This window comes from Leptospira meyeri (genome assembly GCF_004368965.1).
GTDB lineage: Bacteria > Spirochaetota > Leptospiria > Leptospirales > Leptospiraceae > Leptospira_A > Leptospira_A meyeri.
This window is the reverse complement of record NZ_SORO01000001.1, coordinates 781,637-808,011: the sequence shown is the minus strand read 5'-3', so window position 1 is coordinate 808,011 and position 26,375 is coordinate 781,637. Positions and strand designations below refer to the sequence as shown.

Annotated in this window: 28 protein-coding genes and 1 tRNA gene; 15 read left to right on the top strand and 14 right to left on the bottom strand. The window is 38.9% G+C overall.

Annotated elements, in window-relative coordinates:
• Positions 1-88: 88 nt before the first annotated feature.
• The 5 genes from CLV96_RS03855 to CLV96_RS03835 all read left to right on the top strand — a co-directional run bounded on the left by CLV96_RS03855 (position 89) and on the right by CLV96_RS03835 (position 4,730).
• On the top strand, positions 89-310 hold the full coding sequence (locus tag CLV96_RS03855) for a hypothetical protein (protein ID WP_040917626.1): 222 nt from the start codon (positions 89-91) through the stop codon (positions 308-310).
• A gap of 55 nt (positions 311-365) precedes the next feature.
• Positions 366-863 (top strand): VOC family protein, encoded by a 498-nt coding sequence (locus CLV96_RS03850; RefSeq protein WP_040917730.1) that lies wholly within the window; start codon positions 366-368, stop codon positions 861-863.
• 61 nt (positions 864-924) lie between these two features.
• Positions 925-1,188 (top strand): hypothetical protein, encoded by a 264-nt coding sequence (locus CLV96_RS03845; protein ID WP_004789085.1) that lies wholly within the window; start codon positions 925-927, stop codon positions 1,186-1,188.
• 411 nt (positions 1,189-1,599) lie between these two features.
• On the top strand, positions 1,600-4,233 hold the full coding sequence (locus CLV96_RS03840) for an Lcl domain-containing protein (RefSeq protein WP_004788795.1): 2,634 nt from the start codon (positions 1,600-1,602) through the stop codon (positions 4,231-4,233).
• A 23-nt stretch (positions 4,234-4,256) separates the two neighbouring features.
• The gene (locus CLV96_RS03835; protein WP_004789234.1) at positions 4,257-4,730 is read left to right on the top strand and encodes an Lcl C-terminal domain-containing protein; all 474 of its coding nucleotides are present in this window, start codon (positions 4,257-4,259) and stop codon (positions 4,728-4,730) included.
• A gap of 128 nt (positions 4,731-4,858) precedes the next feature.
• Here the strand turns inward: CLV96_RS03835 and CLV96_RS03830 are convergent, their stop codons facing one another.
• Positions 4,859-6,709 (bottom strand): FG-GAP-like repeat-containing protein, encoded by a 1,851-nt coding sequence (locus CLV96_RS03830; RefSeq protein WP_004789036.1) that lies wholly within the window; start codon positions 6,707-6,709, stop codon positions 4,859-4,861.
• Between the two features lie 201 nt (positions 6,710-6,910).
• Here CLV96_RS03830 and CLV96_RS03825 point away from each other — a divergent pair, with 201 nt between their 5' ends.
• Together CLV96_RS03825 and CLV96_RS03820 are read left to right on the top strand one after the other, a co-directional pair.
• The gene (locus tag CLV96_RS03825) at positions 6,911-7,312 is read left to right on the top strand and encodes a YidB family protein (protein WP_004788343.1); all 402 of its coding nucleotides are present in this window, start codon (positions 6,911-6,913) and stop codon (positions 7,310-7,312) included.
• 106 nt (positions 7,313-7,418) lie between these two features.
• Positions 7,419-8,177, top strand: coding sequence for an SH3 domain-containing protein (locus CLV96_RS03820; protein ID WP_004788383.1), 759 nt, complete (start codon positions 7,419-7,421; stop codon positions 8,175-8,177).
• On the opposite strand, the gene CLV96_RS03815 is transcribed toward CLV96_RS03820, so the two are convergent.
• From CLV96_RS03815 to CLV96_RS03790, 6 genes are all read right to left on the bottom strand, one after another.
• Positions 8,149-9,645: a hypothetical protein gene (locus tag CLV96_RS03815; protein WP_004788655.1), complete on the bottom strand. Its 1,497-nt coding sequence runs from the start codon at positions 9,643-9,645 to the stop codon at positions 8,149-8,151. The two genes, CLV96_RS03820 and CLV96_RS03815, sit on opposite strands and share 29 nt — an antisense overlap.
• Entirely contained in the window at positions 9,602-10,312 is a 711-nt protein-coding gene (locus tag CLV96_RS03810) for a VanW family protein (RefSeq protein ID WP_004788699.1), read from the bottom strand. The genes CLV96_RS03815 and CLV96_RS03810 overlap by 44 nt, the downstream gene beginning before the upstream one ends.
• Before the next feature lie 9 nt (positions 10,313-10,321).
• A complete protein-coding gene (locus CLV96_RS03805) occupies positions 10,322-10,732 on the bottom strand; it encodes a DUF2452 domain-containing protein (protein ID WP_004788603.1) in 411 nt (136 codons plus the stop codon).
• Between the two features lie 133 nt (positions 10,733-10,865).
• A complete protein-coding gene (locus CLV96_RS03800) occupies positions 10,866-11,648 on the bottom strand; it encodes an SPOR domain-containing protein (protein WP_004788900.1) in 783 nt (260 codons plus the stop codon).
• On the bottom strand, positions 11,645-12,265 hold the full coding sequence (gene coaE, locus CLV96_RS03795; protein ID WP_004788824.1) for a dephospho-CoA kinase: 621 nt from the start codon (positions 12,263-12,265) through the stop codon (positions 11,645-11,647). Before coaE ends, CLV96_RS03800 begins: the two co-directional genes overlap by 4 nt.
• Positions 12,266-12,347: 82 nt before the next feature.
• Entirely contained in the window at positions 12,348-13,286 is a 939-nt protein-coding gene (locus CLV96_RS03790) for an alpha/beta fold hydrolase (protein ID WP_004788598.1), read from the bottom strand.
• A gap of 70 nt (positions 13,287-13,356) precedes the next feature.
• Between CLV96_RS03790 and CLV96_RS03785 the strand changes: the two genes are divergently transcribed.
• Positions 13,357-13,429: transfer RNA gene (locus CLV96_RS03785), tRNA-Phe, on the top strand.
• A gap of 7 nt (positions 13,430-13,436) precedes the next feature.
• On the opposite strand, the gene CLV96_RS03780 is transcribed toward CLV96_RS03785, so the two are convergent.
• Positions 13,437-13,694, bottom strand: a complete 258-nt coding sequence (locus CLV96_RS03780; RefSeq protein ID WP_004788896.1) for a hypothetical protein — start codon at positions 13,692-13,694, stop codon at positions 13,437-13,439.
• A 50-nt stretch (positions 13,695-13,744) separates the two neighbouring features.
• Positions 13,745-15,151: an aminotransferase-like domain-containing protein gene (locus tag CLV96_RS03775; RefSeq protein WP_004788292.1), complete on the bottom strand. Its 1,407-nt coding sequence runs from the start codon at positions 15,149-15,151 to the stop codon at positions 13,745-13,747.
• Between the two features lie 70 nt (positions 15,152-15,221).
• Here CLV96_RS03775 and CLV96_RS03770 point away from each other — a divergent pair, with 70 nt between their 5' ends.
• Genes CLV96_RS03770 through CLV96_RS03765 form a run of 3 tightly spaced genes read left to right on the top strand, consistent with a single transcriptional unit; the run spans position 15,222 to position 17,101 of the window.
• Complete coding sequence (locus tag CLV96_RS03770) at positions 15,222-16,415, top strand: aminotransferase-like domain-containing protein (protein ID WP_004788697.1); 1,194 nt, start codon at positions 15,222-15,224, stop codon at positions 16,413-16,415.
• 55 nt (positions 16,416-16,470) lie between these two features.
• Positions 16,471-16,626 carry a hypothetical protein gene (locus CLV96_RS19785; RefSeq protein ID WP_004788568.1) on the top strand — a complete coding sequence of 52 codons (156 nt, stop codon included), beginning with the start codon at positions 16,471-16,473 and terminating at the stop codon, positions 16,624-16,626.
• Positions 16,627-16,675: 49 nt separating this feature from the next.
• Positions 16,676-17,101: a hypothetical protein gene (locus CLV96_RS03765; protein ID WP_004788632.1), complete on the top strand. Its 426-nt coding sequence runs from the start codon at positions 16,676-16,678 to the stop codon at positions 17,099-17,101.
• A gap of 20 nt (positions 17,102-17,121) precedes the next feature.
• Here CLV96_RS03765 and CLV96_RS03760 read toward each other — a convergent pair whose 3' ends face one another.
• Together CLV96_RS03760 and CLV96_RS03755 are read right to left on the bottom strand one after the other, a co-directional pair.
• Positions 17,122-19,197 (bottom strand): PP2C family protein-serine/threonine phosphatase, encoded by a 2,076-nt coding sequence (locus CLV96_RS03760; protein ID WP_134151850.1) that lies wholly within the window; start codon positions 19,195-19,197, stop codon positions 17,122-17,124.
• 36 nt (positions 19,198-19,233) lie between these two features.
• Complete coding sequence (locus tag CLV96_RS03755; RefSeq protein ID WP_004788921.1) at positions 19,234-20,556, bottom strand: radical SAM protein; 1,323 nt, start codon at positions 20,554-20,556, stop codon at positions 19,234-19,236.
• 257 nt (positions 20,557-20,813) lie between these two features.
• Between CLV96_RS03755 and CLV96_RS03750 the strand changes: the two genes are divergently transcribed.
• Positions 20,814-21,995 carry a lipoprotein LipL45 gene (locus CLV96_RS03750; protein WP_035983750.1) on the top strand — a complete coding sequence of 394 codons (1,182 nt, stop codon included), beginning with the start codon at positions 20,814-20,816 and terminating at the stop codon, positions 21,993-21,995.
• Between the two features lie 74 nt (positions 21,996-22,069).
• Here the strand turns inward: CLV96_RS03750 and CLV96_RS03745 are convergent, their stop codons facing one another.
• Positions 22,070-22,366: a hypothetical protein gene (locus tag CLV96_RS03745; protein ID WP_004788833.1), complete on the bottom strand. Its 297-nt coding sequence runs from the start codon at positions 22,364-22,366 to the stop codon at positions 22,070-22,072.
• A gap of 19 nt (positions 22,367-22,385) precedes the next feature.
• Positions 22,386-23,291: a lipoyl synthase gene (lipA, locus tag CLV96_RS03740; protein WP_040917731.1), complete on the bottom strand. Its 906-nt coding sequence runs from the start codon at positions 23,289-23,291 to the stop codon at positions 22,386-22,388.
• A 49-nt stretch (positions 23,292-23,340) separates the two neighbouring features.
• Between lipA and CLV96_RS03735 the strand changes: the two genes are divergently transcribed.
• From CLV96_RS03735 to CLV96_RS03725, 3 genes are read left to right on the top strand one after another with little or no spacing between them, the layout of a single operon-like run.
• A complete protein-coding gene (locus tag CLV96_RS03735; protein ID WP_004788540.1) occupies positions 23,341-24,084 on the top strand; it encodes a pseudouridine synthase in 744 nt (247 codons plus the stop codon).
• 56 nt (positions 24,085-24,140) lie between these two features.
• Positions 24,141-25,166 carry a DUF1574 domain-containing protein gene (locus CLV96_RS03730; RefSeq protein ID WP_004788611.1) on the top strand — a complete coding sequence of 342 codons (1,026 nt, stop codon included), beginning with the start codon at positions 24,141-24,143 and terminating at the stop codon, positions 25,164-25,166.
• Between the two features lie 40 nt (positions 25,167-25,206).
• The gene (locus CLV96_RS03725) at positions 25,207-25,680 is read left to right on the top strand and encodes an HPP family protein (RefSeq protein WP_243836399.1); all 474 of its coding nucleotides are present in this window, start codon (positions 25,207-25,209) and stop codon (positions 25,678-25,680) included.
• A 4-nt stretch (positions 25,681-25,684) separates the two neighbouring features.
• Here CLV96_RS03725 and fsa read toward each other — a convergent pair whose 3' ends face one another.
• The gene (gene fsa, locus CLV96_RS03720) at positions 25,685-26,329 is read right to left on the bottom strand and encodes a fructose-6-phosphate aldolase (RefSeq protein ID WP_004788650.1); all 645 of its coding nucleotides are present in this window, start codon (positions 26,327-26,329) and stop codon (positions 25,685-25,687) included.
• Positions 26,330-26,375: the final 46 nt, after the last annotated feature.

Sequence of the window (26,375 nt, the reverse complement as noted above, 5' to 3'; positions counted from 1 at the left end):
TTGGGTATTCTTGGAATGGTTGACTCTTTATCAGTATTTGTTTATATAAGAATAAAATTAAGATTTTGATGGATTGAACGAATTGGAAATGAAAGAACTTAATCAGGTTTTTGCAATCAAGTTGATGTTGTCACTTATTGCAGTTTTGGCTTCAGTTGGATGTAAATCGCAAGAGGAAACCGGTTCAGGTTCTAAAGCCTGTTCTGAATCCTGGAAACTATACCAAACTTGTTTGATCATCAATGATCATAACGCAAGGTTTTGTGATCCACAGTGGGATGGGATTGTGATGTCTTGCGGAATGATGTGATTGTATGCTATCTTTTCTTTTGCGAAATGTTGAAATTCTGTTTTGTGAGGAAACCATGAAGATATTGGTAAACCAGGCATTGGTTGTTTTTTTGTGTTTTGGGATTGTTTATTGTAAAAACGAAAGTAGTTCTGATGTCTCTGGTGAAGTGAATCAAAAAAATACAAAACAAAGTGCTGAAGGTAAAAAGAATATGATTTCTATAGTAGAAATTCCCGTCGTAAATATGGCTCGAGCAATTCAATTTTATCAATCCATTCTTGGGGTAACGATTGAGATGATGACTATGGGAGATACAGAACTGGGTGTTCTACCGGCTCCGGAGGGAACGGTAAGTGTAGTTCTCGTCAAAGGAAAGGAATACTCTCCTGCAAAAAATGGTGTTTTGATATATTTCAATCCTGGAGAGAATTTGCAGCCCGCTTTGGATAAGGTTGAAAAAAATGGTGGAAAAATCCTTCTGAATAAAACGTTGATTAGTCCTGAAATGGGTTATTATGCTTTCTTTTTGGATAGTGAAGGAAATAAGTTGGGATTACATTCTCAGAAGTAAATTTGTTTTTGTTAGGTGAATGGTTTGAGAGTTCGTTAATGTTTATTTTAGGAATTGTAGGATGAAAAATAGCCTACTGATTGTCTGTATTTTCTTTACGATCCTTCATTGCCAATCTGGGAAAGAGGAATGTTTAGATGAAAATCCAATTTCATTACAATGTCGCAATCCAATTCTCTATATGAGAGCTGTAGATGAAAGTTGTGGAAATACAAACCTATGCTTCGATTCCTTACAAAGGCAGAATTTATTTTTAATTTCATGTATGGCCTTGGATGCACAGAGAAAAAAATGTAAGGAAAGAATTAATATTTCATTCGAGTGAAGTTTTTCTCTGCCAGCGATTAATCCACAGCGACCATAGGAGCGAGGATACAAGCAAACCGAAGGTTTGACTTGGTGGACGAGTGTAACGAATCCAACTTAATTTAAGCGTTAATTAATTAAGAGATTAATTTCTGGGAAAAGTTTAAAAGGGATACAACCGTGTAAGGAAATCCTTTTGCATTAGCAAAAGATTGGAAGCGTAAAGCGCGATCGCTTGTCTGGTTTAATCAGGATATGCCAAAGGATGGCGAGGCGGCCATAATCAGCTTTTTTAATCTATTTGTTAGGTGAATGTAGTTCAGTATTTTAAGATTCTCTAAATTGTTAAAAAAAATATCTATTCCAAAGAGGAAACCATCTAAATTATTGACGGAAAGTTGTGGTTGTTGCTATTGAGGTAATACCTGATATGCGGAAACTAACAAAAAGTATATGGATTCATCTAACATTGATTTTGGCTGCCTGGGTTCTTGCCGCTTCCTGCGCCCCCCAGAGCGGACAGTCTAACTTAGCTTCTATACTTCTATTTCTTGGATTTGGTAACGCGAGCGGGACAACAAGAGAGTTTACCCCGGGAAAACCTGTCGATCTGGATGGAAATGGTGTCCCGGACGGCATCGTAATGGATGTAGATGGAAACGAAATTTCCGACGGAATTGATACAGATGGAAATGGTGCACCTGATATTCTCCTCTTAGATACAAACGGTGATGGAAAACCCGATGCCATAGATACAAATGGAGATGGGACTCCCGACTACTTTATAAATCCTACTGGAAATCCAGGCTTAACTACGGGACCGGATGGGGGTGGTTCTCCTGTAAATCTAGTGGATGTAAATAACGACGGATACCCGGATGGTTTTGATACCGATGGGGATGGAGTGATTAATGACAATCGTTTGTCAATCATTCATAATGATGTGACTCTTCCCACTATTTCTGTTAATATCCCTGGAGGAAATTTTGGTGGCAGTCAATCCGTTATAATTTCGTGTTCCGATTTGGTCGGAGTATCCCAGATTATTTATACTGTGAATAACACTCTTCCTTCTTTTTCTCCCCTCAATGGGACTGTGGCTCCTCCTCCAAACGTGACAGTCAATGTGGGTGGTGGGGGAGATGGAACCTACGTTTTGCGGTATCTCTGTCGAGATCTTGCCGGAAATTCCAGTGCGGCAGCAACATCGACATATGTCATCGATACAAACATTCCTAACATCACGATCGGATCGCAATCCTCTCAATATGTATCTACAGTGAGTGGAGCGATTGGTAGTGCCAATATCCAATGGCAAAGCAATCGTAATGGCAATTATACGGTCTTAGATGGGGGAACAGATTGTAATAATGGAAGTGCAGCCACAGGAACCAATGTTTCTGGGACAACAACGGCAGGGGGTAATATCACAACCACTTTGACTGCAGCGAATGCCTTTTCTGGACAATCAACAAAAACCTTTCGTATTTGTGTAACAGATAGCATCAGTACACTGAAAGGAAATGTTACCTTCCCTTTGACAAGAGACGATACGGCTCCCACTGTGAGTGCCTCGCCAGGTGCAGGATCTTATGGATCGGCAACATCTGTCACTTTATCTTGTTCCGATACAGGAGGTGGCTCTTGCGATAAAATTGTATATGCAACAAATATTGGTTCGGCACCAACGAACCCAGCAATCACTGGTTCCACGGGAGCGATTACATCAGGAACTTTGTATTCATCACCTTTGAGTATGACGGATGGAGCAGTCACTTATAATAAATGGATCGCCAGGGACTCGGCAGGAAATGTGAGTGGAGTTGTTGCGGCAAACTATACGGTAGATACCACAGTTGCTACCATCACCATCAATTCTTATACTCCCACAAGCCAATTTGTCAACGGCTCTGCCACCCAAACCATCGCTTGGCAATCTACTATCACTGGAAACTATCAAATCCGAATTGGTGGGACAGATTGCACCAATGGAACAACAGCCACAGGAACTAATGTAAATGGAACGGCCACTGCAGCATCAGCGATTAGTAGCACCATTGCCAATGCTAGTTTTGCATCTGGTGCCAATACGGTTCGTATCTGTGTAGGTCCTAATTTGATCGGCAATTATGGATCGACGACGACCACAATCACGAAAGATGGCTCGCCTCCAACGGTTTCCTCTTCCACACCTTCTGATACCGCTACAGGATACGCACCAAGACCAGGTAGAGTTACAGTCGTTTTTTCGGAGGCGATGGACACGAGCCTAACGCCAACGTTGACGACTGAAAATTGGGACGGAACTAGTTATGTGAACATTCCAAATACAGGCACTACGTTTAGTTGGGTCAATACCACAACCTTACAAATCAATTTAAGTTGGATTTACTTTCCCGAAAACTCGCAGATCCGCTGGACTCTTGGGTCAACTAACTTAAAAGATGTGGCAGGCAATACAATGGCTGCCAATGTGCAGAGATCCTTTACGACAGGGGTGCATACCCATGCAATCATACCTCTTCGCAAAACAGGCCTGATTCTTTGTTATAATGATACTAGTAATCAAGCTTGTAATAACTCGGGTTGGCCTTCGCAAGATGGAGAAATTCAATCGGGAGTTACTCGAAGTTTTACAGGACCAACTGCCTCAGGCAGTGATTACACAACAACGGATAATGTTGCTGGGCTTGTCTGGAAAACATGTACAGAAGGACAATCTGGTAATGGTTGCACTGGTTCTCCCTCTAATTTCACATTTTATAATGCAGTGAATGCTTGTGCTTATTTGAATTTACTAAATAGCGGGAGTGGTTATGCGGGGAGAACCAATTGGAGACTGCCGACTAGGCAGGAGATGGCAACTTTGATAGAATATGGTGAAGCGTATCTGTCTATTGAAAAAATAAACTCCAATGCCTTTCCTAACTCGGCAAATGTCTATCGGACTTCTTGTACCATAGGATCAAATCTTGCTAGTTCATATACTCTAGATTTTGCTTCTGGTTACATAATCGATGGCACTAAAAATAGCAGTAGTAACGTTCGTTGTGTCTCAAATTAACGAAAGAGGATAAATTAATCATTATGAAACCATATAAAATTGAAAACATTGTTGTATTTTTTTTGTTCGTCACATCACAAATCCTTGCCGCACCATTTTCAGACAACGGGAATGGCACAGTAACTGACCTTGCCACAGGGCTACTATGGCAAAAATGCAGTTGGGGCCAAACGAATTTGGATTGTTCAGGATCTTCTGCAGTTTACGAGTCCTGGCCTGTAGCACTGACACGTTGCCATGGTCTTACTTTAGCTTCTAGGACCTGGCGACTCCCCAATATCATCGAACTACAAAGTATTCTAGATGTAACAAAGTCTTCCGGGCCTTTGATCGATACAACGATTTTCCCGGCTACGGGAATTCTGTATTGGAGTTCAACTAATTCCAATTCCTTCGGACCCACTGCTGCATGGTTGGTAATTTTCAGTAATGGTTCCGTATTGGATGATCTTAAATTACAAGGAGGTAGTAATATACGCTGTGTTTCTGGACCTTAAGAGTAGAATCGAATTCCTTTGTAAAAATTGTAGATACAAATTGCAAAGGGTCTATAGCTTATATTGATTGGATTTTTTTATCAAACTATGAATAGGTGACAGTATGTATCCAATCAATCTGTCTTCTATTAGATAAAACCAAAATACTCTTTTGTTTTCACGACCATAGCCCACAAATAATTCTCTGCTTTCGTTTTCCACAACGCAATTGTATTTCCCAAAGAAGTTCCTGCAGGTGGCGTGAGTGTTTGGCTTGTCACTCCACCTCCATTTAAGTTTTGGTTTTTTGGAACACCACCTCGAATACTATGAAAGGTGTACAGTTGATTGGTGGTCAATGGTTCTGAGATGATGATATCTTGTAGGCCATCTGCATTGGTGTCTTGGAACTGTAGTCCTTGAGAGAAATTACGATTTGTAAGAGACCCAGAAAAAAGACTGTCAGCTGATCCTCCTGCACTTAAATCCATATTGCGAAATCCTGAAATTGGATCGTTTAACACTAAGTAAACGTCACCAATCCCGGCACTAGCACCGGTTGCTCCGATCAATAAGTCAGGCAATCCATCTCCATTTGTATCGCCAGAAGCTAAAGTTCCCCCAAAGAAACAATTGTTTGCATTACAACTTGTAGTGGGTGGTCCTACCAATGTGGCCACTGGTGGATTCGGATAAGGATTGATTGGATCACAATTGGAATGATACACAAAGACAATTCCTTGTCTTGTGTTGAACTGGGGTCCTCCTACTGCAAGATCAATGCAACGGTCTGAGTTGAAATAATCCATTACAAAACTGGTTCCAAATTGGCAGCCAAGACCAGTCGCACACCCAGGTGCTGACTCTAATGGGGCAACGAGGATTTGCTGAGGAGTTGTAGGTAAGGAACCTTGATTGGAAATAAAAATATACATTCGGCCGATTATCGTAGAATACGTAGCTGCACTGACAACGAGGTCTAAAAATCCATCTCCATTAACATCACCTGCATAGGCATAAGTTCCGAAATTATCGTCTGGATTCGGAGGAGAAGGATTTTTAAATACAAAATTAGCTTTATTCGTACTCTGAGAAGATATTGCATTTGGGCCCTGACTATGGAAAATAAATAATTCATTTTCCCATGGAGAAGCAAAGATAGCATCATCATAACCATCTGCATTTACATCAGCACCGATGATATTCGTACCAAATCTTCCTGAATCTGTTACTCCATCAAGAATTGCATCAGCAGTTCCACCCGTATTTAGGTTTTGGGATGGAATCCCTGATTGGCCTCTACTTAAAAATTCATAAGCCCTTCCAATTGCAGCATTATATGCTTGTGCTCCTATTAAAATATCTGCATACCCATCTCCATTAAAATCACCAGATCCAATGCGACTTCCAAAATAATAGGAAGTGAGTCCATTCGTAAGCACCGTGTTAGGTGTTGTATCGAGTTGTTTCGTATTTGGATTTGATTTGTAAACATATCCATAACCTTGGGTACTATTGTTTGGCGTTGCCGATACAATCAAATCCGGATAACCATCTCCATCCGTATCATGATTGGTTCCCATCCGGACTTGGATGGTATTGGATCTTTCGTAAGGCAAATGCGCATAGATAGTGTGAAGGGTACCATATGTCCAGAAGGTTCCAGTAATGGCTTTTGCTGGTAGACCATACCTCCAAGTTCCATTGATCACCGGTACTTGGGTAGGAGGAGCATCATCAATTCCCACATTTACAAAAGTTGGTCCTTGCGGGACGGTTCCTACAACAAACCCAGTTTCCACAATGGAGTGGTTGGTTAGGTTGGAGATGGTGACAGAAGACTCTGGGAGGAGGAGTAAATACTGTGCGGGGGCAAAACGTCGAAAAGGATCTTTGTCTGGGCAAAGAAAGTTGGATTGTTTCATCAAACATTCAATTGGCGGGTGAGTCAAAGGGTTGGCCCAACAATTGACAAGGAATAAAGAGATTCCTAGTGCCATTAACCGTAAGTTTAGAAATTGGGATATTTTAAATTTCATGACACGATACAGCTAACATTGGATTGATGTTTCGATTTGGGGAGTGGGAATGCAATAAATTATTGGAATCCCAAAAGAAAAATACAAAGATCTCAGAAACTTTAGTTTGTGGTTTTTAAAAATATCTTTCTTTTTTATATTTCTCAGAACAAAATCTAGCTTATGAGTTTTTTCGAAAGTTTGAAAGCCGTCGCAGCTCAGGCAGTGGAGCTAGTCCAAAACAATCCCCAAGTTGTATCCGGTATCCAGAAGATTATAGAAGATAATGGTGGGGTATCCGGAATTGTCCAAAAGTTCAAAGAGAAAGGGTTTGCAGAAGCTGCTACTTCTTGGGTTGGAACTGGAGAAAACGTAAACATTGGTGCTTCTGATGTAATGAAGGTTCTCGGAAGCGATTCTGTGCAGGAGCTTGCAAAAAAGGTAGGATTGGATTCGGAAGCTACGGCAGGCCTCATTGGAAACTTATTGCCAATGTTCATCGATAAACTTTCTCCTGATGGAAAGGAACCAAGCGGGGATATCACTTCTCAGTTATCTTCGTTGGCATCTTTATTTACCAAATAAAACCCAATTCGCATTTTCCACCTAGTTAAAATTAGGTGGAAATACTCTCTTTTTTTAACCATATTTTTTCTTGCCAAAATTTCTCTCAAAAACCAATCTCTCCTTCATGAAGAAATTGTTCCTTGTTTTCTTAACTTCTTTGGTTGTGTTCCAGTGTAAAAAAACACCGGCATTCGAGGTCGGCCAAACTGCATATATTTCTGCGACGGTTCTCAATGCACGAAAAACTCCCACATTGGATGGGGAGAAGGTGGGAAAATTAAAACTAGGCGATCAGGTGAAGGTTCTCGAGCGGTCCGATAAGGACACGGAAATAGACGGAATCACTTCTTATTGGTATCGTGTTCAATCAAATTTTGCATCCGGATGGGTGTTCGGTGGTTATCTTTCCATAGATAAAGTGGAATCCCGGGATGCTATGATTGCAGCCGTACAAGGGAATTTTGTTTTTTGTAAAATTCCAAATCGAGATGATTGTTCGAATACAATTGAATTCGACGGAATCAGATTTGTGTATCGAGAATTTAGTAAATATTCAGGTATTAGTGAAAAGTTAGAAGGTACATTCGATGTGTATTCGGACCATCTTGTTTTGGACACAAAGTCGAGGCTCATTCGTCCCTCTATTTTCATCCAATACCCACAAACAGAAGAAGAAAGAACTGCATATTATAATGCTTATTATGAGTATACAGAGTCGGATGAATATTTAGTTTCGTTAAGCACTTACCCGGTAGCGGGTAAAGAAGATTTGTATTTTTATATTTGTAACGACAAACTTTTGTTACTCAGAGAGAAAAAAGAAAAAGACTCTGCTTGTAAAAGCGAGTATGCTTTTACAAAATCTTCTTACTCTTCTCCTTAAAGGATTCATTTCGTAACATCGTATTTGTTCGATGTGTGTTTGGATTTTTCCAATCCAAAATTCTTTTTTTCGTATCGGCAGGAAGCTCTGTTAAAAATTCCTGCCATCGATTTTCTTCGATAACAGAATAGAAGCCGGGTAAATATTGTATCTTAACATCTTTTTTGAGATACTTTTCATATTCAGCTGCAGATACCCCGTAAACAATCCGATAGATTGGTCTATTTTTATGTTTCTCTTCCGGTAAAAAATGGAACGCATCCCCTGCCTTGTTGTAACAAATAAAATAATCAAAACCTTGGTGAACAATGATGAGAGTATTTTGGGGGAATTGTAACAAGGGTAGTAAAATCGAATAAAGTTTATAGTCTTGGTTGTTAAAATCTTTTTCTCGGTTCATTGTGAACCATTGGTAAAAAAATAATAACAAACATAAGATTCCAATGGTCAACTTCGATTTTATTTTTGAAAAAGCAGGGAGTAACAAAAGGATTGCTGGAATAAAAATCAAAAGGAATAATCGAAATGGAAAACTAAAAGCAGTGTAACTAAAGATGGGTAGTGAAAGAAGGAAAAATAATATAACCAGCCTGTCATAAAAAGCTTTTGATTCATTTGTTAGCTTTGGTCTTGTGATCCAATAAATTATTGGTGAGAAAAAGAAAAGAATCTGTTCGAAAAGAAATTCAGGAAAGATCTGTGAGTATTTATAAAACGGAGAAAGGAACTGAAATTCTAAATCTTCCAATAAAACTGTTTTTAGGTCTTTCCAGTGTAAAATATTGGGAAATATAAACCCAAGTCCAATCAAACAAAGAGGTAAACTCAAAAGGATTAGGATACGATGGATTTTAGAAAGCGGAACCTGTTTCCAAACAAAAGGTAACAAAAGGAAAAAAGAAATACCTGCAGTGATTTTATGGCTGAGAAAAACCAAAACAAAAAATAGAACCAATCGAAAATAAATGATTCGTCTCTCTTTGTGATTTTGATTCTCTAGAATCCAAAGTTCTGTTAAAAATAAGATAAAAAAAACAACTCCGCCTAGGTTTTTGATAAAGTTAAAACTAAAATGAGGGATAAAGGAAGAAGAGACTAGGATTAAGCCAAAAATGACGGATAGGAAAAAATCCTTAGTTAACGATATGGCCAACCGATAACCTGCTAAAAACAAAAATCCAACAAGGAAAGAAACAAAAACTTTGTTTGTGATGACGATATTTGTTCCCAGTTTTGAAAATAAAACCAGTCCATATAAAATGGGTGAGGAATCTGGACTAAAGAACCTTCCTTTGGTTATATAGGAATTGACTTGGGCTGCATAATAATATCCATCGGCTCCAAAGGCAAAAGGAGAACTCAACTGCACTGTTAGTTGTAAAGATATGGTCAAAAGAAAAATAAATAAAACAAAACTAGCTTTTTTATAATTTGTAATCATCGGAGGAATAAAGAATTGGTTTGCCATCTGTTTCTGAATCTACAAAAACTTGGACATTCGAAAATCCATTTTTTTGAGTTTGTTTAAAATATATTTTTTTACGTTTGATTGGTTTTTTTGATCGGATGTGGAAACATAGTTCCGACTCTTTTAGTTCCCAAGAAAAAAGCAGAGGTAAAGACAGAGAGTTCTTGATTCGTAAATCTTTTGTTGGGTAAACAATGGATGCATCTGTTCCGAGAGGTGTAAACCTTGTTTCATCGGTATATAAATCACGAGAGTGGGGGAACCGTTCTAAAATTTCTAAACCAAGCTCTAAAGATAAATAATAAATGATCCCTGACAATTGGCAAAGACCACCTGCAATTTCGGAACTTACTTGTCCTCCTCGGATCACCCGACCTTCTTTGTATCCTTTTTTGGTTGTGGGTTCTCCAATTTCATACCAAAAAGAAAAAATTTTTCCCGGATACAGAACTTTGTTGTTCATTTGTTCGATGGCAATCTGGAGGTTATGGAGTTTTCCTTCTTTGAACGGAGATGGGAATATGGGAAGTGTGAGATTAGATTCTTCGGTCCAGTTTGTACTGTTACCATTGGATGTTTTTAATCCAAATCGAAAAGATCCTCCCCTCAGGAGAATCCCAAACCATCTGAGCATCGCTTTGATTTTAATTTTTATGAATGGATTCAATGTTAGGTGCTATTCTTCCGAATTAAGGAATACTTCTGTGAAACTTCTATCTGGATTCATGATATAGGAGCCTTTGTAAGAATGTGGAGGTTGGTTTCCCCAATCTTTGGGAGAAAGGAGAGAAAAATAAGATCCATTTTCTTTTTCATATAAATGAATGGTTTGTCCTGGTTTTTTTTCGAATTGGCAACGTGCCTTGTGAAGCTCAATATCTTTTTCTGCACGTTTTAGGATGAGCTCCGCTTCTTCCTTTAGGCGACGGATTTGGCCTGCAATGATTTCCAGTTTTCCATGCAAATGAAGTTGGACAGATTCTTCTGCAAGTTCAATTTCTTTAGCACGGTCTACTAGACTGATTTTGGGTGCAAGCCTACTTGTCCCATAGGTAAGGCTATGATGGGGAGTTCCCTCTGTTTCCATTCTAAGGATTAGACAATTCCGAACTTATGAATTTGCAATTCATTTCTGATCCGAGGTTTGGGGTAGGGTAGAAAAAGGCTCTCCTAAAATCTTTAGGAAAGCCGAAGGCCAAGGTTTTTGACGATCTTTATTTTTATGATAACGGTTGGTAACTGACGACCATTGCCTTGGATTTAATTTCTTTTGGCATGGACGTTTTTGAGAGAATTTTGGAAAGAGATCCTTTGTCTTTGGATTTCCCCATTTGTACCACAAAGAAACCATTTTTTACAACGATAAAAGACTTAGTTGGCAACTTACCATGGTTATCTGCTTTTAGTTGTGATAAAAAAGTTTCTGCAGATTGTCTGCTGGTAAAAGCAGCTAGTTGGATTGTGAATTGTTTTCCTTCTGCTTTGTTTGTTACAGTTACTTGAGAAGGAAGTTTCTGTGATTTAGATGGCTTAGAAGTTGAGGCCAAATTTTTGAATCGTTCTTCTTGTTTTGTGCTAACTTGTTTTTCTTTGCGTTTTGTCAAATCAACAATTTGTTGTTTTTTCTCTTCTTCTTCATCTTTCGCTGTAGAAGTTTCTACGAAGTAGGGATGGTTTCCTACATCAGCCATAGGAATTTCTTGAGAAGCGATTGTTTGTTCTTTGGTTTTTGTTCCTTGGACTAAGGATGATGCCGCATTTGTTCCAAGATTTGTATCGACTCCGTTTGTTGTCACTGGTGCAGGGATTGTACTCTCTGTGAGTTCCTGTTTTGCCTGTGCTTCTTCGGTCTTTTTTTGAAGAGACTGGACTTCTTCTTGTTTCCCTCGTCCAACAGAAACCCCAAGGAAAAAAATAGAAAAGAAAAGTGCAAAAAGAAAAAGAGATAAAACTCCAATTCTTTGTTTGTCCAGGTTGATTACGTAAAATACTCTTTCTTTCATTTCTTTATCCTTTTTTTGATCTCTGAATTGATGATGGCAATTTGTTCTTTTAAGTTTTCCCTTTGATTATCGTTCGTTACGACAAAATCAGAGAGAGACTTTTTTTTCTCTAAATCCATTTGAGAGAGATTTCTTTTTTGGAAATCTTCATAGTCCATACCGCCGCGGTTTTGGACTCTTTCCCAGGCCACTTCGGGGCTCACTGCCACAGTCACTGTAAAATCGCAAATGGTATGAGCGTCGGTTTCGAATAGTAGCGGAACTTCCCAAGCAACAATACTTCCGTCTTTTCTTGAATTTAAAAATTCCAGAAAGGTTTTCCGAACCAAAGGGTGGAGGAGGTCGTTGAGGGCTTGAAGTTTTGTTTTGTCTGAGAAGGCAAGTTCTGCAATTTTGGCGCGGATTGGCGCTCCGTTTGTATCTAGGATAGAATTTCCAAAGATTTGTACGAGTTCCCCAATGACGGGACTTGTTGGTTCTGTGAAAGTCCGTGCGATGGCATCAGAACTAATGGTTTCTGCCCCTAACTCACCAAACATAGCAAGGACAGTGGACTTCCCTGACCCAATGGATCCGGTAATTCCTATTAATGTTCTGTTGTTATGTTTTGGAGTCACGGGTTTATAACATAAAAAACCCGTGAAAGTACAAGTATTTTTTTATCTTAATTTAGAAAAAAATACTAAAGTATTTTGTAAGTTATTTTGAGGACCGATTTAGGTTTAGTATCCAGTCTTGTACCAGTTTGGCGGACAATTTTGGGTCTTCAATCATAGGAGCATGTCCCATATTTTCCAAAAGAACCGTTTCCAATTTGGATTTCATTTTTTGTTTTAAAACATCCATCACGGTATAATGAATGACTTTGTCTTCCTTCCCCCATATGGCTAGAGTGGGTGCTTGGATCTGTGAAAGTTTTTTTTCTAAAAAATACCCTTCCTTTCTGATTTGATTTAGAATGAAAGCATTCCATTCTCTGTTCGCAAAAGATTTGTTAGCAAAATATGTTTTTAGAAAACCAGGAAGATAGGGTGGTTTGACAAAAGTAAAGGCAAGAAGCCTATCAAAGTCTTCGGGACTTGTGACAAGGAGAGGACTTGGTTTTCCAGACAACTCGATGGTTTGCATTTCGCTCGGGGTTGGACTTTTGATTCCGGCATTGTCGAAAAGAATAAGTGATTTAACTTTTTTCGGGTATTTGGCCGCAAAAATTCCAGCAATTCCACCACCCATTGAATTACCGATGATATGAAATTCATTCAATCCGAGTGTTTCTGTGAATTGGTAGAGTCTGTCTGCCTGCGCTTCTTGGGTGTAGTTAAGGCCTTCCGGTTTGTCTGATTCTCCAAAACCGGGAAGGTCGGGTGCAATGACATGGAATTCTTCAGTGAGGTGTCTTGAAAATCTTGTCCAATGGTCCTTATCTCCGCCAAATCCATGTACAGCGAGAATCGTTTCTTTTATGCCAGTTTTTTCTGTATACTTCCATTGTAATCCTTCCACCAAAACGGATTTGGTATCCAAATCGGATCTGTAGCGTTCTAAACTAATTCCTGTTTTGTGGAGGGTGGAGGCACAATGAATTTGTAAGAATAAAAAAAGGATTAAGGTGGTATTTGGTTTCCAATGGGTTTTCATAGTGTCCTCACAAAAAATATAAAGGTTCGTTGACAGAGGGATCAAAAAAAATACTTTGGTCGTAACCGAAGGCCCTGTAGCTCAGTCGGTAGAGCAGAGGACTGAAAATCCTCGTGTCGGCAGTTCGATTCTGTCCGGGGCCACGGTTGCCTAATTTCCAACCTTTCTCTCTTCTCCCATCGTCCAAAGTCCCAAAAATTCGTTTTCTTCTACTTTTTTACATAGTTCTGGCTTATAGAGTTTTTTTACCGGTGGTTTGGGATAAATATGGATCTCATCATTGTCTGGGATAAAGGTGAGCATTCTTAAAATTGTATCTTGGCCTTCAATTTCATACATCGTGTAAGACATCCCTTTGGAAGGAATGATCTGAGAAGTTTCCAAATACTTGCGTGTGTTTTCTGACATAGTATAGACCTTGTTTTCGATTCCTCTTCTGGCAACCAAAAACTTGAGAGTTAGTGCCTTCGTTTTTTTAAGAATAACTTGGAGAATAAAATGAGTTTTTCTCGAATTTTCGGTGAAACACCAACTGATACATTGATCCGAAAGTGTTTGTCCCAATGTTTAGAAAGCCCAAAAAGAGAACCTGGTGCAATGGCCATTCCAATTTTTTTGGCCTCATTTAATAGTTTGTCACCATCTAACGGTGATTTAATCCATAATACAAATCCTCCATCAGGTTTTTGGATCTCAAGAGTTTCGGCACTATGGAAGGATAAAAGTTTGGTATACTCATCTGTGAGTTTCTTATATTCCGAACGCAAAAATTTAAGATGTCTTTCATAAGTTTGTAGTTTTAAAAATTGTAAGACCGCCATCTGGGTGGGATTGTTTTCTGAGATTTTATAAGCTCTTGTTTGTTTGCTCAATTCACGAATTCCCGTTTTGGATGCCACCCAACCCATCCGAATTCCAGGAGCAATTGTTTTGGAAAACGACGAACATAGATATGACTTAGGACCTTGGGGTTCTTGAGGAAAATAACTCACTAAAGGTTTTGGCCTAGTTCCTGAAAAATATAAATCTCCATAAATATCATCTTCTACCAAATGAATTCCATACAAATAAGATATTTTTGCCAGGTTTTGTTTTGCTAAATCACTCAAAAGAATTCCATTCGGATTATTAAAGTTAGCTGAAAATAAAAAAACTTTTGGTTTGTGTCGTTTGATTAGTTTTTCATATTCATCAGTGGAGATCCCTTCCTCTTTTCTATAGGGAATTTCTACAACTTTGAGTCTCAATACTTCTAAAATTTGAAATAATCCAACATAAATCGGAGAAGGAACAATCACTGTATCCCCTGGTTCTGTTGTACTCAGTAGGGAAAAGGTAATGGCTTCCGTGCATCCACTTGTGATTTGGATTTGTTCCGTGTTGACTCTATATCCTTGGAGGGAACTGCGTTTGCTAATCCATTCTCTAAGCCCGGAGTTTCCTTGTAAGTCACCATAAGAAAAAATTTCTTTGTACCTAAGTGCTTTTTTAAAAGAAGCGGTAAGGGCTCCGAGTGGGAGATAAAAATCAGAAGGAATGGCCGCACCAAAAGAGATTAGTTTTGGATCCATCACCGTATTCATAATTTGTTGGATCCGGTCATCAGCTTCCACTGCTGGATAAAATTCATTTTGTGGTCCGGAGATGACTGTGCGAATGTTGGGATGCACGAAGTATCCTGACTGAGGGACAACAAAGATATAACCTTCTTCTTCTAAAATTCGATAGGCCTCTTTAGCAGTGGTGAGGCTACATGACTTTAAACTTTGGATTTCTCTAAGGGAAGGAATCCTTTCTCCTTCGGAATAATACCCTGACTTAATTTCAGTTTTAAGATGGGTGGCTAATTGTTTGTATTTTGTCATGAAACTGTATACTAATAGATTGAAATAACTGTATATGGACAGTTGTATCTATTTTTGATATTCTAATCTTATGAAAACGGAAATGCCAAGTATTTTTTCAGCCAAACGAACTTCTTTTGTTCGCACTTCGGTCATTCGTGAAATTCTAAAACTGACTGTTGAAAATTCGGATATTCTTTCTTTTGCAGGAGGACTTCCTAATCCTAACTTACTTCCTAAAGACGTTCTCAATACTGTGATGGAATCAGTGGTAAAAGAAAATATTGCAACTGCATTTCAGTATGGCGACTCCGCCGGGTATCTCGCACTTCGAACAGAAATTTCAAATAAATTAACTGATGTTCCTTTGTCTTCTCCCGAATCCATAATGATCACTCACGGCTCCCAACAGGGACTTGATATTTTAGGAAAAATGTTTATGGATTCTTGTTCCAATGTTCTATTGGAAGACCCGGTGTATTTAGGAGCTTTGCAGGCATTTTCTCCATACAATCCTATTTTTTTTAGTATACCCATTGAACCAGATGGACCAAACCTTTATAGGTTTGAAGAAATTGTATCACAAAACAAAATCCATGTTTTTTATGCAAATCCATCCTACCAAAATCCCTCCACATACACTTGGTCTTTGGAAAAAAGAAAACAAATCGCAAAGATCCTAGATGAAAAAGAAATCATTCTCATCGAAGATGAAGCGTATCGTTATTTGGATTTTAAGGGGACTATTTATCCTTCCGTCAGTTCCTTTCGAAAACGGAGTGACCTAACATTCGTTCTTGGGAGTTTTTCAAAAATTTTATCTCCTGGGTTTCGGTTGGGTTGGACGGTTGTGCCAGAAGTGTACCGACCTCTTTTTACTGCGATTAAACAAGGAAACGATTTGAATTCCAATCAATTTTCACAAGTTGTTGTTTCTAAACTTTTGAATGTTTTGGATTGGAAAGGTCACCTTCATTCGATTCAAAAATTTTATTCTCAAAAAAAAGAAATCCTGGTTTCTCTTTTGAATGAATACCTTCCTGAAGCTCGGTTTTCTATCCCCGAAGGTGGAATGTTCCTTTGGGTGGATTACCCGAAAGTGTCTTCCAAAGAATTTATGGATCGATGTTTAACTTCTGGTGTGGCAATGGTCCCAGGGTCTGAGTTTTCTCCTGCGGGTCGTTCTTCTTCTTATTTTCGAATGAACTTTAGTTTTTTGGATAAGGATGATTTGGAGCTTGGTGTAAAACGAATCACCAAAGTTTATCGAGACATAAATACGTGACGTATGTTTAGTGTTTTTTTCTTGACACTACTATTCGTTTGTTTACTTATTGGGTATGAAGCCTGCTATCACAAAAGCTTTGTATCCTAAATTTTCTGTTTTGAGTTTGGAAGAAAAACTAGAGGTCCTTAAAGAAGATCCTACGTTTCGTCTTCTCGTGGACCAAATCTATCAAAACTATAAGGAAAACAGGTCCACAGTCATTCTTTGATTTGCCTAGACTAAGGATTCCCGCTTCTATGGAAACAAAGTAGGTAATCATGAATTTAGAACTAAATCCCCAAGAAACAAAACACCTTTTGAATGCTCTTGCCGTATTCGAATGGGTGAGCAATTCTCCACATGAAGAAACAGACCCATCTGTGGACGAATTCATCCAATCCATTTTAAAAAAACTTTCTGCTACAAAGGAAAGCCCCATCGTTTCTGAAAACGGACTTTATACCATCTCAGAAGAATACTTTCAGGAAGTATTTGAGTCCTATATTGAACCATATAACGATGATATTTTTTGGACAGATCTTTCTACGGAACTTGCTCAAAGAGATTTGGAATTAAAAGTATCTGCAAAGGATTTGGAAGCACTGAGTCCCGAAGATTATGAAACGAAGGTCGCAAAAGAAGCAGAAAAATATGATACGGAATTTGAAAAGAATGGAGTAGACAATTTATTTTTAAAAAAATAAAGAAAGTATGGGAAACGTTTTTATGAAGTTTTTTCCCATTCAATAAGAACCATCGTTTGGTCATCCTCTTGTTCTTCTTTCCCTTGGAAGAGGAAAAGTTGGATGACAAGTTCGGCAAGCACTCTTTCCGATTCTTTCCCAGAATAATCAACAAGTATCTTTTGGATTCGTTCCATTCCAAACTCTTCTCTTGTTTCATTTTTTTGTTCCAACATCCCATCGGTAAAAAGTAAAATTCTATCTCCCATAGCCATTTGGAATTGTTTTTGTGTATAGGGTTGGTCTTTTTTGAGGCCGATGATATTTCCGGTTCGATCTAAAATGATTTGTTCTCCCAAAGATTGAAAGATTTGGTTGGGATGACCCGCTGACGAGTAATAGATGGTTTTTGTTTTTGTATCAATATCTAATAAAAATCCAGAAAATACAATTTTAAGTCCAGAGAATTTGTTTTGAATCTTTTGGTTGAGATGGTTCATTAAATCATCTGTTTTGGTAATAAAACGTTTGATGGCTTCGTATTCGGATTTAATGGCCATCGTATATAAGGCCGCTTGGATTCCGTGTCCTGTGGCATCGGCCACAAAAAAACGAACGGTCCCATTATCCAATTCAAAGATATCATAAAAATCTCCACCCACTTCCCCTTGCGGTTGGAAATAAAGATGGATTTTCAAATGTTCAAATTTGATTCCATCTTCCGGAAGGATCTTTTGTTGGATTTTTTTGGCAAGGAGGAGGTCTTTTTTGATGCGATTCAAAGAAGAATTTAATTGAAATGTTCTCTCTGAAACAATTTGTTCTAAATTTTCAGTCACAGCAAGAAGTGATTCATTGCTAATCTTTAAACTTTCCGCAAGCTCTTCTGCTCGGATAAAAGCATTGGCAATCCGACTAGAGAGAATCAGCGATTGGATAAAAATAAAACAGAGTAGAGCATAAGGTGTCAGACCAATCCCTCGGTTGTTCACACTGTGGCGCAAAATATCAAAGGCTACGGAAAACGCCAAAACAAGAAGCCCTAAAAAAAATAATTTGGAATTAGGTCTTTTGTTAAACACTGCCTTTAAGTTGATATGAATGACATAGCCAATGGTAAAAAATGCCAATACTTGGAATCCATACAATAAAATCGTAAATACAGATATCGGTAAAAATAGTGTAAAGGAAAAAGCGATACTGGCAATGAGTACAGAACGTACATATTTTGGGTTGGATTCTTTGGGAAAAAGGGAATAGATAAAAAGTAAAAAGGTAGGAACCGCAAAATAAAAAGAGGCAAACTCAATCCTAAATGCAGTGGGCCAATGAAGATATGGGAAAAGTTCTAAGATATACCGTTCGCCCGTAAAGGCAAGTCTGATCCCCAGTAAAAAACAAAAGACAGCAAAGTAAAAAATAGAAGTTTCTTTTCTTTTGTAAAAGTACAATCCAAAATGATAAAGACCAATGAGAACAAGTGCCCCGAGTAAAAAAAGTTCACGTGCATTGGCAAGCATCTTCTCCCGATCCAAAGCATTCTTATTTCCAATACTGGGAATGGCCCAAAACCCTCCAAAATTATTATCATAGTTGGCGATATGAAACACAAGTTCAATGACTTCATTGTCAGGAATTAGGGTATAATATTTGGATTTGATTCTTGGAGTATCATCGAATTGATTGATCCCAGGTTTCCCTTGTCCTCCAATCAAAATTCCATTGGCAAAAAATCGATAGGAGGAGGCAACATCAGGGATATAAATTCGTAATTCTTGTCCTACGGTTTGTTTGCTAACATAAATGAACGCCCGTAAGGTGACATGTCCTGTTCTTGGTAACTCTTCCCCACCGAATTCCTCATCTTGCCAGGAACTAGGGATGGCCAAATACCCTGTGAGTGGTTTTTCTCCGTGAAAAGGTGGGTAATGGAAATCACCGTAATACAATTCCCATTCCCCTTGTAAGTCTACAATAGTCTCTTCTTTGAAAGTAAGTTCCCTAATGTCTAGAACCCCTTGGCGGAACCGGTGTGGTTCTTCCTGTTCTGGGTTCAGACAGGCTAACTGGAAAATCAGGAGAGAAAAAACTCCCGTTAGTAGAATTTGTTTTCGCATAAACGGATTTTAGTTTTTTCTTTGTACAGGATAGAACTAATTTCGTCCAGAATATCCTATCACATCCATAAAAGCAGAAACAGAAAATACCGCCTTTCCTGGACCGGGTTCCCCGTATCCTGGAGGAGTGGGAAGACCATAGTGTTCAAAGGTTTCTTTCCAAGCCCTTAACAATTCACAAAAATACACAAGGGGTGGGCCTGCTTGTTGGCCAAGAGTGGTATAAGGTTCAGGACACCAAGCGGTGAACCTCGGAACAATTCCTTTCGACATAAAGAAATCTAAACCTTGTTTTGTGGAAGTGATGGCTTCGGCTACCGTTTTAAATCCCCAAGGTTCGGAAAGTTCGACTCCACCCACAAAGTTAGGAATTACATTTTCAGGACCAAATACTTCTGCAGAATCCACAACCCTTCTGATCCAATTTTCATAACCAATCCAACTAGACTTTCCAGGACAGATTTTTTCAAAGAGAGCTTTGTCCCAAACTTCGTAGTTCGGATGATAAATTTGAATTCCAGAATCCTTAAATTTTTGACAATCTTCCTTTTCAAATGCTTGGGCTACCAGTTTTCCCATCCAACGTTTGGGAAACCTTGCTTCAATGGCTTCAGGGTATTGGAGGTAAAAATCCACTTCTGATTTTTTCTTGAGGTTGGTAAGAACCGAACCACCAGTGATGGTGTAAACCTTTGCAATTTGGTCTTCTGCATCCACCCAAGAAAGCACTTCTAAAATATCATCTACATCCTTCACTCCCGTATAAGGACGTCCCGCCCCTTTTTGTTGGCGGTAGTTGTGGTTGATATCGCAATAGGCACACTCTTCCTCTTTTCCAAAGTATTGGCAGTTACGAAATACGGTTAAATATAAGAGGTAACCCCATTCAATGACAGGTGCCACTTCACCAGGTAATTTTCCCGATTTAGTTTTGTGTCTGTACCAAGAAGGGATAGGGGGATACTCTGCACTGCCAATCTCTGTTTCTTCTAAAAACAAAGTCGGGATTCCGTCCTTTGATTTCATTTTATAAGGAGAGTTCGGGTTGTTTCTTGTGGAGATCACTGTTTTTAAAAGACCAAAATGTCCTCCTGAGATTTTGATCTCTTCGGGAGCTTTGGTGTCTGCCCCGTCTTTTAGGTCAGCTAAGGGGATATGGTCGAAAGAAAAGATAAAATAGTCTTTGGATTTATAAGGATCTTTTACTTGAAAGGATTCGGGTAAAAAGTGTATGCCTTGTCTTAAGATGTCTTGTTTGACAATGGCTTCCATCGGTAGGTCTTTGTACAACCTTTCCATTTCTTCTAGGAGTTTGATGGAGGAGGCGGGTCTTTGGTTTAGTGTAGAGATTTCAGCCATAATGGGAGTTTTTTTCTTCCTACATCTTAGACAAAGCGATTTTCAGAGGAAAACCCCTGCTTTTCCCTTGAAAATGCTTAGATTCAGGGAAAAATACTGAATATTCGTTTACAAATCCGGTCACTAAATTATTTTTTTTCCGAACTAATGAAATTTTTTTCATTCTAGAAAAAAATACAAAAAAGCTGGGAATTTATAAACCCTCAGTTTGTTGATTAGAGTAACGAAAGTTGAATTTCACTAAGGGACAGGACGATATGAAAGCATCGAAACTAACCATAATGGGCCTTGCGCTTCTTTTCACTGGTCTTACTGTTTGTAAGAAACCAGACGCAGAAGTGTCTGAAGCACCAAAAAAACCAGCAGATTTATCTGCGGTAGTCGTATTTGCGGTCGGAGATTCAAAAATCCAACACGCAGACCAAACAGAAGAAAAAGCACAGCTTGGTGCCCTTCTGAAATCAGGGGATAACGTAGTCACAGGCGACAATGGAAAAGTAGACATCCAATTTGCGGATGGATCGAGCATTCGTATCTCTCCTAAGTCCGCGATTGACTTTGCGAAACTCTCCCAAGACAATTCTGGAACAACAGACACTCAAATTGCTCTCGTTTCAGGAAAGGTATTTGCGAAAGTCAACAAAGCTAAGAAAGAAGACAACTTTACTGTCGTAACACCGACTGCGATTGCGGGTGTGCGAGGAACGTCTTTTATCGTAGAAGCTGCAGAGGGAAAACCTGCGAAAGTAAAAGTAGTTGAAGGTGCGGTAGCATTTGCTCCACGTGTTCCTGCTTTAGAAAAACTTTCTACAGAAGAAATCTCTGGAAATGCTGACTTGAAAAAACTCCAAGAGTCTCTTGCAAAAGCAGAAGTCATCCTAGAGAAAGACCAAGCATCCACTCAATCTGCGAAATCTGCTGATCTTGCAAAGGCTGCTGACATCCAAACTTTGGATTTGAACAAAGCATTCAAAACTTCTGAAAAAGAAAAACTCGTTGTTGAAAGTGCAAAACTTACTAAGAACGAAGAGCAAGAAATCAAAACCATCGTAACAGTGGATAAAAAAACTGCAGAGGAAATTGCAAAGCTTAGTGAAACAGCTCAAACTGAAAAGTTAGATGAGTTGAAAAAACAAGAAATTGATGCTAAGAGACATGCAATTGAAGGTGAAGTTGCAAAACGCCAAGAAGAAGAGAAGAAAAAATTCGAAGATTCTTTGGCTAACCAACCAAAAGAGTTTAAATCTAAAAAAGACATCGTAAACTACTACGAAAGAATTGAAAAAATCGTTCTAGTAGACGGAAAAACAGTAATTGGAGCGATCATCAACCAAGAAAACGGACAGTTGATTGTTCATACTGAAAATGGTGTTAAGAGAATTGACATGGACAATGTAGAAGAAGTCATTTACGACCTTCAACAAAAATCCAAATTCTAAATAAACCAACCCTTACGTAGAAAAGAAGCCTGGAGAAAAAATCTTCAGGCTTTTTTTATGTAATTTTAGTTTTTCTAATTTTCTTTGGATTTGTATTCATTCCAGAGAATTCGAATGGCACTGATCAAAGGACTTGCTTCAATTAATAATAAGTTGGATTCATATTTTACAAGTAAGGTGCTATTCCCAAACCTGTCCATTTCTCCCCATTCTACTTGTAAATCAGGCAAATGAGATAATGCTTTTTGGATGAGGACTTTCACTTCAAAGTCAGTTACGGGTTCTCCAATTTCGCTTAGGTCTTTTAAAATTGAGAAAAAGAAAGTTTTGGTTAGTTCTTCCCTGAATGCCTCCAATTGTTTTTGGTCCATACTTTATGTTTCGGACCAATCAATTTGCTTTTTCGGAAAAATATTCCTCTGCATGATAGGAAGAACGAACGAGCGGACCTGAAGCAACCGTTTTGAATCCAATACGATAGGCAAATTCCTTCCAAAAATCAAAAGTTTCTGGTTTTACGAATTCCTGCACAGGGTAGTGGGTGGGTCCAGGTTGTAGATATTGTCCAATGGTGAGCATCCGAACACCATGAGTAAAAAGATCTTCCAAACATTGTTTTACATCTTCATCTGTTTCACCAAGTCCTAAAATGAGGCCACTTTTTGTGAGGAATCCATGTTTTGCGATATGGGAAAGAACCTCAAGTGAACGTTTGTAGTTTTTTTGTGGCGTGATAGTGGGAAAAAGTCGCTCCACAGTTTCAATGTTATGATTGATGATATTCGGTTTTGCTGCGTAGAGAATTTGTAAGGAATCCTCTTTGGCTTTAAAATCAGGGATAAGAACTTCGATCGAACAAGTAGGGCGATAGGTTTTGATTTTGGTTATGGTTTCTGCAAAATGGCCTGCTCCCCCATCTTTTAGATCGTCACGGTTGACAGCAGTAAGCACCACATGGCGTAATTCTAGTTCTGCCACTGACCGCGCCACGCGCTCAGGTTCTTCCAAATCAAGGGGATTTGGTTTTCCAAAGGCTACATCGCAGTATTGGCATCGCCTTGTACAAATGTCCCCAGACAACATATATGTGGCGGTCCTACGGTTCCAACAGTGGTTGAGGTTTGGGCAACTTGCGGATTCACAAACTGTATGCAGTTTTTTGGATTCGACCTCTTCTCGCACTTTGGATAGGGCATCCCCTTCCGTGGGAAAACTCACTCTCACTTTCATCCAGGAAGGAAGATCCACCCGAGGGCTAATATTTTTGGAGCGAGGTTTCTTTTTTAGCGGATTCATACCTTCTTTAGACTTTTTGAAATGAGGCCACTTTGTAAAATGGAAAATCATGAGGATCAACGCATTTCTAGCCAAATTAGGTCTCGGTTCCCGTAGGAAAGTAGAAGAGTTGGTTCTCTCAGGAAGAATCAAAGTCAATGGGAGTACCATCACTGACCTTTCGTTTCAGGTTTCGGAAGAGGATTCTGTAAGTTTTGATGGCAAAGCCGTACAAATGGAAGCGGAGTCTTTGAAACGACCCAAAATCATTGCTTTCAATAAACCTGCTGGTTACTTAACTTCTCACGAAGACAAATTCCACGAAAATACTATTTTTTCCCTTCTTCCTGAAGGTTTCCAAAAATACAATTATGCCGGTCGTTTGGATTTAGATTCCAGAGGACTTTTACTTTTATCCTTTGATGGTGATTTCATCCAAAAAGTAACTCATCCTAGAAACAAAATAGACAAAGAGTATATTATCAGTTTAAAACAGCCGGTGGCTTGGAAAGCCATTGCCGAAGAGTTTATGTTAGGTGTAAGAGAAGGTGGAGATACCCTTCGAGCTCTTTCTGTAAAGCCAGCAAATGTTGTTCCAGAAAAAACGGCCCCTGGTTTCACAAGTTACCTAAGCATCATCCTAAAAGAAGGGAAAAAGAGACAAATTCGCAGAATGTGCAAGGCGAAAGAAATGGTGGTTCTTGATCTCTATCGGATTCGGATCGGAAAATTGGATTTACGAGATTTCGTTCTGGACGAAGGGAAATATAAGGTGGTGACCGAAGAACAGGTTCTTGGAAAACCAACTGCTTAATTTAGTTGAAGAATCCAATCCGCTCTTAAAATTGTGAGGTTAGGGGATTTGTTTTTTTGAAATCAAAACCGTTTTTATTTTATCCAGTTGTTCTTTTTTTATTTATCTTTCTTATAGATAAAATTTTTCTTTTGCCTGTCTTTCATCATGATTTTCTTCAGGCGGGGAATTCTGTTTTTTATTACCAAAGAAAGGTTTTGGCAAATCGGCTTCTTGCAGATAAGGAAGCTTCTGAGAAAAATCTCGCACTCGTATTTGGTGACTCTCGGTCCTATCCTTTTTCTGAATTAGGAATTCCAGATTCCCATAAAAAAAATTGGACTCTCTATAACTTCAGTAGTCCCCAAGGAATTCCCATGAATTCCTATATCCAATTGAAAGATTTGTTAGCGAAGGGTGTCACTCCTGAGTTTGTCATTCTTTCTCTTAGCCCGGAGGCTTTTGATGATAACAAAGGATTCATCCTTTCTCCTTTCCTTCGAATGGGTTGTAACAGCGAATGTTTGGATATCGTATGGAAGGACATCCCTCTCAAAGAAAAATGGACGTATTTTTTGGATAAACTCTTTGTGATCCGCAGTATGGAGTTGAATTTATCTTTATTTAGTTCCCGTCTCAAACAAGGAAAATTAAAAGAATACAATCCACGATACAACCAAGAGTTCCAACTCATCAACTTCAGTAAAGGTGAGTATCTAATGTATGGGGTTCAGTCTAATCCAATTGAAAAAATCAAAAAAGATACACTCCGGATCGGAAGTTTGTATATGAGTTCTTATCATTTGGGGGAATCACAAAAACCTTATGTAGAAGCCTTTTTGGAACTCACTCGCAAAAATAAAATTAAAACCTTGGTTCTGTGGCCAAAGGTTTATAGTGATTACTATAAATATTATGAAAAGTTTCATATAAAAGAAGTTTGGTGGGAGCCAATTGAATTGCTTGCAAAATCTTACGGCGCCTACACTCTTAATTGGAATAAAGAAGGTACTTGTGATTTATTTAATGATGCCTCACACCAATCAGCTTTTTGTTTTATTGACCAAATGAAAGATATTTGGGTAAGCTACGCTGAAAAGTAGATTCAAGAACATTCCTTACAAAATTAAAGCCCCGCTTCGAATGGATCGTCCTAAACGATCGCTTCGATTTGCGGTTTGGAGTTTGATTAGTAGTACAGTATCCATCTGGTCCATTCTTGCAGTAACCAATTTATCAGGACATTCCCTGCTCATTGGTTCCTTTGGAGCTACGGCAGTCCTACTTTTTGCTGTTCCTGATGCGCCACTTTCCCAGCCAAGAAATTTAATCGGGGGTCATTTAATCTCAGCTTGCATTGCTGTAATCCTTGTGGCCACTCTCGGAACCAATTTTTTTACCATTGGATTTTCAGTCGGACTTTCTATTTTTGTGATGTATTTGACTCACACCTTACATCCGCCAGGTGGTGCGACGGCTATGATTGGAGTTCTTGGAGGAGTGGGCGTGGATTTTATTTTATTTCCCGTTTTCATCGGGGTGATGATCCTACTTGTGAATGCACTTGTAGTCAATAATTTGGTCCACCACCGAAAGTATCCGGTGGTGTGGTTTTAGTTTTTTACCAGTTAAGTTTTTTCGAATCTTCAACAAACTTTGCAAGTCCACTATCAGTGAGTGGGTGTTTGAAAAGCATTTCAAATACAGAATATGGTAGGGTGACACAATCTGCCCCACGAAGAGCTACTTCTTTGAAGTGGATGGGGTGACGCACCGATGCTGCAAGGATTTGTGTTTCGATTCCATAGTTGTCATAAATGTCTCGGATCTCAGAAATGAGTTCCAATCCATCGTAACCAACATCATCCAAACGACCCACAAAAGGGGAAATGAAACTTGCACCAGCTTTCGCAGCAAGTAAAGCCTGGTTGGCAGTAAAACATAAGGTTACATTTGTTTGGATTCCTTTTTCAGCGAATGCATTCACTGCTTTGATCCCTTCTGGAATCAACGGAACTTTTACGACTACGTTTTCTGCAATTTTAGAAAGTTCTAAACCTTCTTTGATCATTGTAGGGGCGTCAGTAGCAAGAACTTCTGCACTTACTGGTCCTTTTACAAAACTGCAAATTTCTTTGATGACTTCCGTGAACTTACGGCCGGATTTTGCGATGATGGATGGGTTTGTGGTGATACCATCTAGGAGACCAAGTTCATGGACCTTTTTGATTTCGTCTATGTTGGCTGTGTCTAAAAATAAATTCATTTTGCCTCGTATGGATGGCTTGGATTGCCAAGCCTCACGAGACAGG